The organism is Methylobacterium gnaphalii, from assembly GCF_007992215.1.
In the GTDB taxonomy this organism is placed as follows: domain Bacteria; phylum Pseudomonadota; class Alphaproteobacteria; order Rhizobiales; family Beijerinckiaceae; genus Methylobacterium; species Methylobacterium gnaphalii.
Window position 1 is genome coordinate 86,209 of the sequence record NZ_BJZV01000018.1, and the last position, 6,213, is coordinate 92,421.

5 protein-coding genes are annotated in these 6,213 nt (G+C 64.7%); 3 read left to right on the top strand and 2 right to left on the bottom strand.

What is annotated here, in order from left to right:
- The first annotated feature begins 7 nt into the window (after positions 1-7).
- Entirely contained in the window at positions 8-382 is a 375-nt protein-coding gene (locus tag MGN01_RS16200; RefSeq protein WP_147047865.1) for a response regulator, read from the top strand.
- 116 nt (positions 383-498) lie between these two features.
- Here MGN01_RS16200 and murI read toward each other — a convergent pair whose 3' ends face one another.
- Positions 499-1,377, bottom strand: coding sequence for a glutamate racemase (gene murI, locus MGN01_RS16205; RefSeq protein WP_147047866.1), 879 nt, complete (start codon positions 1,375-1,377; stop codon positions 499-501).
- Between the two features lie 244 nt (positions 1,378-1,621).
- On the opposite strand from murI, the gene egtB reads away from it, so the two are divergent.
- Positions 1,622-2,890: an ergothioneine biosynthesis protein EgtB gene (gene egtB / locus MGN01_RS16210; RefSeq protein WP_147047867.1), complete on the top strand. Its 1,269-nt coding sequence runs from the start codon at positions 1,622-1,624 to the stop codon at positions 2,888-2,890.
- Positions 2,891-2,984: 94 nt separating this feature from the next.
- Entirely contained in the window at positions 2,985-3,974 is a 990-nt protein-coding gene (gene egtD / locus MGN01_RS16215) for an L-histidine N(alpha)-methyltransferase (protein ID WP_147047868.1), read from the top strand.
- 63 nt (positions 3,975-4,037) lie between these two features.
- On the opposite strand, the gene MGN01_RS16220 is transcribed toward egtD, so the two are convergent.
- A complete protein-coding gene (locus tag MGN01_RS16220) occupies positions 4,038-6,119 on the bottom strand; it encodes an ethylmalonyl-CoA mutase (protein WP_147047869.1) in 2,082 nt (693 codons plus the stop codon).
- Positions 6,120-6,213: the final 94 nt, after the last annotated feature.

Sequence of the window (6,213 nt, forward strand, 5' to 3'; positions counted from 1 at the left end):
ATTCTTCATGGCTGAAGACATCCTGTCTGGACGCCGTGTCCTTGTGGTCGAGGATGAGTACTATCTGGCCGATGAGTTGACTCGGGCTGCGCGGGACGCAGGTGTGATCGTGCTAGGTCCGGTTCCGAGGGTCGAGGCGGCGTTCGACATATTGGAGAATGGGGAAGCTCCGGACGCAGCGATCCTCGACATGAACCTCGGAGGTGTCTCAGCTGAAACCATCGCCGACGCGCTGCTGAAGCGCGGCGTGCCGTTCCTGATCACGACCGGCTATGATCACGCCTCCCTGCCGCAGCGTTTTGGTGCTGTCCGACGGCTGGAGAAGCCCGTCGCACCATCGGCCGTTCTGCGGGCACTTCGGCATGTGGTGACGCCGACATGACCGGACTACGGCCTCGATCGGGCTAGATGGCGAGCCAGGAATCGCTGGTTTCCGCGTGCCATCAGGCTGCGCCGAGAATGCTTTTCCAGACGATATCGATCAGCGATCGCGTCTCGTCACTGACGCGCCAGCGGCATGGATTCGACCGTCAGGGATCGGATGCCATGGCCGGCCAGCGAGCGCTCCAGAGCCGCGCTCAGGCCCGTACCGCCCGTGAAGGTGCCGAGCACGTCCGGGCTGGCCGTCGAGACCTCCTCGGGCGCGGCTCCCAGCAACTGTACCACCCTGCGGGCAATGGCGGGGGCCGGATCGATCCAGGTCACCGGCCAGGGCGCCAGTCGCTCGAAGCGCGGCAGCAGCAGCGGGTAATGCGTGCAGGACAGGCAGACGACGTCCGTGCGCCGGCCATCGTCACGGGTCACGAAGCAGGGTGCGATCTCGGCTGAAAGAGCCGCATCCGCGACCGGCTCACCCGCCATCTCGGCCTCTGCGAAGCGCGCCAGGTTCGGGGCGCCGACGAGAGTGACGTCGCAAGCGCCCGCATAGGTCGCGACGAGGTCGCGCGTATAGCTGCGTGCCACCGTGCCGGGCGTAGCGAGCAGCGTCACCACCCGCGAGCGCGTCGCTGCGGCCGCCGGTTTGATCGGTGGCACGACGCCGACGAAGGGTGTGACGAAGCGCTGGCGCAGGCTCGGCAGCACCACGGTTGAGGCCGTATTGCAGGCGATCACCACGAGGTCGGGCGCGTGGAGCGCGAGAAGTCGGCCCATCACCGCCAGGACGCGATCGACCAGCGCAGCCTCGCTCAAGCCTCCATAGGGAAAGGCCGCATCGTCGGCGACGTAGATGTAGCGGGCATCGGGCCGCGCATGCCGGACTTGGTCCAGCACGGTCAGACCGCCGAGCCCGGAATCGAAGACGAGGATCGTGGGTTGGGGGTTCTGCGCGGGGTAAGCCGCGGAGAGTGTCGCTCCGGCCATCAGATCGATCCGCATGACGTCACCCGACATCGCCCGATGGGCCAGTGTCGAAGCGGGACGGTTAACGAGAGCCTCACTGCGGCAGGAAAAAGGCCAGCAATCGCGTAACCATCCCCCGAAAGGCTGCGAATGCCTGTGAATAGGCGGCGGTTCGAGAGCCTCTCCAGGCCAGGCGCGACGAACGGCGTAAGCGCCGCGGCGTTGTCGTGGGAGAATTCAAGGCTACATGCGGATGGCTTGAGAGAAAGAGAGTTCAGGAATGGCCGCCAGCGCAGCAATTTCGCACTTCCCTGGCGCCCCTGATCGCTCCGCCTTCCCACCGCCCCGCCTCGATGCGCGGCCGATCGATCGGCAGGCCTGGATTGCCGCCTTTCGCACCGTGCGGGCGGAGACGGAGCGCCGTGCCGCGCCCCTCTCCCCGGAGGACCAGCAGATCCAGTCGATGGAGGATGCGAGCCCGACGAAGTGGCATCGTGCTCATACGACATGGTTCTTCGAGCAGTTCCTGCTCTGCGAGTATCAGCCGGGCTACCGGATCTACGACGAGCGGCTGCACTACCTGTTCAACTCCTACTACGTGCAGGCCGGGCCGCGGCAGCCGCGCTTCATGCGCGGCATGATTACCCGTCCGACGACGGAAGAAACTCGGGCCTACCGCGCCCATGTCGACACAGCCGTCGAGGCGTTGCTGCACGAGGCGGACCCGGCTGCCCTCAAGACCATCCTGCCAATCCTCGAGATCGGGCTCTATCACGAGCAGCAGCATCAGGAGCTGATGCTGACCGACATCCTGCACGCCTTCGCGCAGAACCCACTCGGGCCAGCCTATGACGAAACCTGGCGCTGGCCGGCTTCGGAAGGATGCACGGGCAAGGCCGAGCTCTCCCGCGCCATCCACCAGATCGGGCATGACGGCGAGGGCTTTGCCTTCGACAACGAGTCACCGCGCCACGACGTCCTCGTCCTACCAGCCACGATCGATCGCGCGCTCGTCACCAATGCGCAGTGGCTGTCCTTCATCGAGGATGGCGGCTACGCGCGCGCCGAGCTCTGGCTCTCGGACGGCTGGGGCAAGGTCCAGTCCGATGGCTGGGAGGCGCCAGGCTATTGGCGCCGGGGCGCGGATGGCTGGTCGAGCATGACACTTGGTGGCCTGCGGCCGGTCGATTCGGCGCAGCCCGTCACCCATATCAGCTACTACGAGGCCGATGCCTTCGCCCGTTGGTCGGGCCGCGACCTACCGACCGAGGCCGAATGGGAGATCGCCGCCCGTGACGGCCTGCTCGGCGATGCCTTCGGCCATGTCTGGCAATGGACGCGCAGCGCCTACGGTCCCTACCCCGGATACCGTCCGCTGCCTGGGGCGCTCGGCGAGTACAACGGCAAGTTCATGTCGAACCAATATGTGCTGCGCGGCTCGTCCGTGGCGACGTCGAAGGGGCATGCGCGGGTCGGCTACCGCAACTTCTTCTACGCTCACCAGCGTTGGCAGTTCACGGGGCTGAGGCTGTCCGATGCCGGGCGATAGGCAGCCTGAGGCTATGCACGAACGTTCCGGGCGTGCCGCCGTACCGAGAGCCAGCGTCATTGAGTAAACTTGCGGTAGGGCTGGAGGACGTCTCTTGACCATCAATCCCCGTTTCGAGGGCGCCAGTCCGATCGACGACCTGCCGTGTGACCACGGTTTTCTCAACGATGTCTGGGAGGGGTTGTCGGCCAAGCCGAAATTCCTGTCAGCCAAATACTTCTACGACGCGGCCGGCTCCGAGCTGTTCGAGGACATTACGGGCCTACCCGAATACTATCCGACACGGGCTGAGCTGCGGATCCTCGATGAGCATGGAGCCGCGATCGCTGCCGTGCTGCCGGCGGGCAGCGCTCTCGTCGAGTTCGGTGCCGGCTCGACCGTCAAGGTTCGCCGGCTTCTGCAGCATCTGACCGATCTCAGGGCCTACGTTCCGGTCGACGTTTCGGGAGATTTCCTGAGGGCGCAGGCTGAAGAACTCCGACGGGACATCCCAGGACTGGCCGTCGAGCCGGTCGTTGCCGACTTCACACATCCGTTCGCGCTGCCCGCATCCATCGGTGATGCTCCGCGCGCCGGCTTCTTTCCAGGCTCCACCATCGGCAACTTTCAGCCGGACGAGGCGGTCCGTCTGCTCGACATCTTCGGCACCATCCTAGGAGAGGATGCGCGACTCATCGTCGGCGTTGACCTCGTCAAAGATACGGACGTGCTGGAAGCGGCCTACGACGATGCCGCCGGTGTGACGGCTGCGTTCAACCTGAACCTGCTGGCCCGGATCAACCGCGAGCTCGCCGGCAGCTTCGAGCCCGACAACTTCCGGCATCGCGCTTTCTTCAACGCCGAGGCCTCGCGCATCGAAATGCATCTGGTGAGCCATCGCGACCAGGAGATCGAGGTCGCGGGTCGCCGCTTCGGCTTCGCGGCAGGCGAGTCGATCCACACAGAGAACAGCTACAAGTATTCGGTTGAGAGCTTCCGCGCTCTCGCGGCGAAGGCCGGCTGGACCGCCTGTGACGTCTGGACCGATCCCGAGGGGCTGTTCTCGGTTCATGCGCTGACACGCAGCTCGTCCCAGACGGCATGAACCAAAGAAGCCCCTCCCGTTATTCGGAAAGGGCTTCATCAAATACCGGCCTATGCTGATCGATCAGTAGATCTGTTGGCCGCTCTCGGATCTCGGCGCGGCACCCTGGATGCCGGCCTCGGCGTCGGCGCGCTCGGCATCTCGCTTATCGAGCGAGCGCCCGATCACCTTGGCAATTCCGACCATGATCGTGTCGAGCACATAATCTTTCGGCGTGTAGACGGCATTCACACCCAAGTTCTTCAGCACCAGCTCGTCTTCCGGAGAGATGATCCCCCCGACCACGAGAGGAATGTGGTCGAGGCCGGCCTCACGCAGCTTTGCCTTGACGTCGCGCACCAGCGGCACGTGCGATCCCGATAGGATCGAGAGCCCGATGACGTGGGCGCCGGTCTCCTTCGCCTTCGCGACGATCTGCGCCGGCGTCTGCCGTATCCCTTCATAGGTGACGTCGAAGCCGACATCGCGGGCGCGCAGGGCAATCTGCTCGGCACCGTTCGAATGCCCGTCGAGGCCCGGCTTGCCGACCACCATCTTCGGCGTTTCGCCGAGGCGTTCACCGAGATCGGCAATCAGCAAGCGCGCATCTTCGGCCGCTCCCGACGTCACCGTCTCCAGGGTGACACCCGTCGGTGCCCGGTATTCCCCGAACACGTCACGGAGACGCTGACCCCATTCACCGGTGGTGACGCCGGCCTGCGCGGCGGCGATCGAGACCGGCATGATGTTGTAGCCCGAGCGAGCCGCCTGTTCGAGCGCATCGAGCGCCCTGCCGACGGCGTTCGCGTCGCGCTTGGAGCGCCATTCGCGGATCCGGGCCTCGGCTTCCATCTCGACGGTCTCCGAGACGGTGAAGATGGCCCCCTCCCCTGCCGTCAGCGGCGAGGGCTCGCCCTGCTCCCACTTGTTGACGCCCACCACGATCTGTTCACCGGACTCGATCGCGGAGATGCGCTTGGCGTTCGACTCGACGAGCGCCCGCTTCAGCTCGCCCGCCTCAACGGCCAGGACGGCGCCGCCGAGACTTTCGATCCGCTTGAGTTCGGCCCGGGTCTGTTCCTTCAGCGCCTCGACGCGCGTCTTGATCACCTTCGAGCCGTCGAAGATGTCGTCGTATTCAAGAAGATCGGTCTCGTAGGCGAGGATCTGCTGCATGCGCATCGACCATTGCTGGTCCCAAGGCCGCGGCAGGCCGAGCGCCTCGTTCCAGGCCGGAAGCTGCACGGCACGCGCGCGAGCACGCTTCGACAGCGTCACTGCAAGCATCTCGATCAGGATGCGGTGAACGTTATTTTCCGGTTGCTGTTCGGTCAGTCCGAGGCTGTTGACCTGCACACCATAGCGGAACATCCGTTTCTTCGGATCGTCGATACCGTAGCGCTCCCGGGCAATCTCATCCCAGAGCTCGGCAAATGCCCGCATCTTGCAGATCTCGGTGACGAACCGCATGCCGGCATTCACGAAGAACGAGATGCGGCTGAATACGTCCGGGAACATCACCTCGTCGAAGTTCGGATCGTCGCGCACGGTGTCGAGGATCGCGATCGCGGTCGCGAGTGCGTAGGACAGCTCCTGCACCGGCGTCGCGCCGGCCTCCTGCAGATGGTACGAGCAGACATTCATGGGGTTCCATTTTGGAACCTCCTTCGTCGTGAACAGGATCATGTCCTTCGTCAGCCGCAGGGAAGGCTGAGGCGGAAACACATAGGTCCCGCGCGACAGATACTCCTTGATGATGTCGTTCTGCGTCGTCCCCTGAAGAGCGGCAATCGGGGCGCCCTGCTCCTCGGCAACGGCGAGGTAGAGCGACAACAGCCACGGCGCCGTGGCGTTGATCGTCATCGAGGTGTTCATCTGTGACAGCGGGATCTGGTCGAACAGCGTCCGCATGTCGCCGAGATGCGCCACCGACACTCCGACCTTGCCGACTTCGCCGCGGGCGAGCTCATGGTCCGGGTCGTAGCCGGTCTGGGTCGGCAGATCGAAGGCAACCGAGAGGCCGGTCTGGCCCTTCGCGAGATTGCCGCGGTACAGCTTGTTGGATTCGACCGCACTCGAGTGACCGGCATAGGTTCGGATGAGCCACGGCTTGTCCCGCTTGACCTGCTCGCGCTGAGCCTCCGCCATGCTCGCGTTACTGGTCATCCCATTCAACTCCCAAGGCATTTTGAATGCCAGCGCGCTCGCGCGCGGCTTTGAATGGCACCGTAGCGAAGCGGGAAGAGAAGGTCATCAGCTC

Coding starts and splice junctions, on each gene's coding strand:
- MGN01_RS16220 (WP_147047869.1), bottom strand. CDS start 6,119: ATGACCAGTAACGCGAGCATGGCGGAGGCTCAGCGCGAGCAGGTCAAG.
- egtB (WP_147047867.1), top strand. CDS start 1,622: ATGGCCGCCAGCGCAGCAATTTCGCACTTCCCTGGCGCCCCTGATCGC.
- MGN01_RS16200 (WP_147047865.1), top strand. CDS start 8: ATGGCTGAAGACATCCTGTCTGGACGCCGTGTCCTTGTGGTCGAGGAT.
- murI (WP_147047866.1), bottom strand. CDS start 1,377: ATGCGGATCGATCTGATGGCCGGAGCGACACTCTCCGCGGCTTACCCC.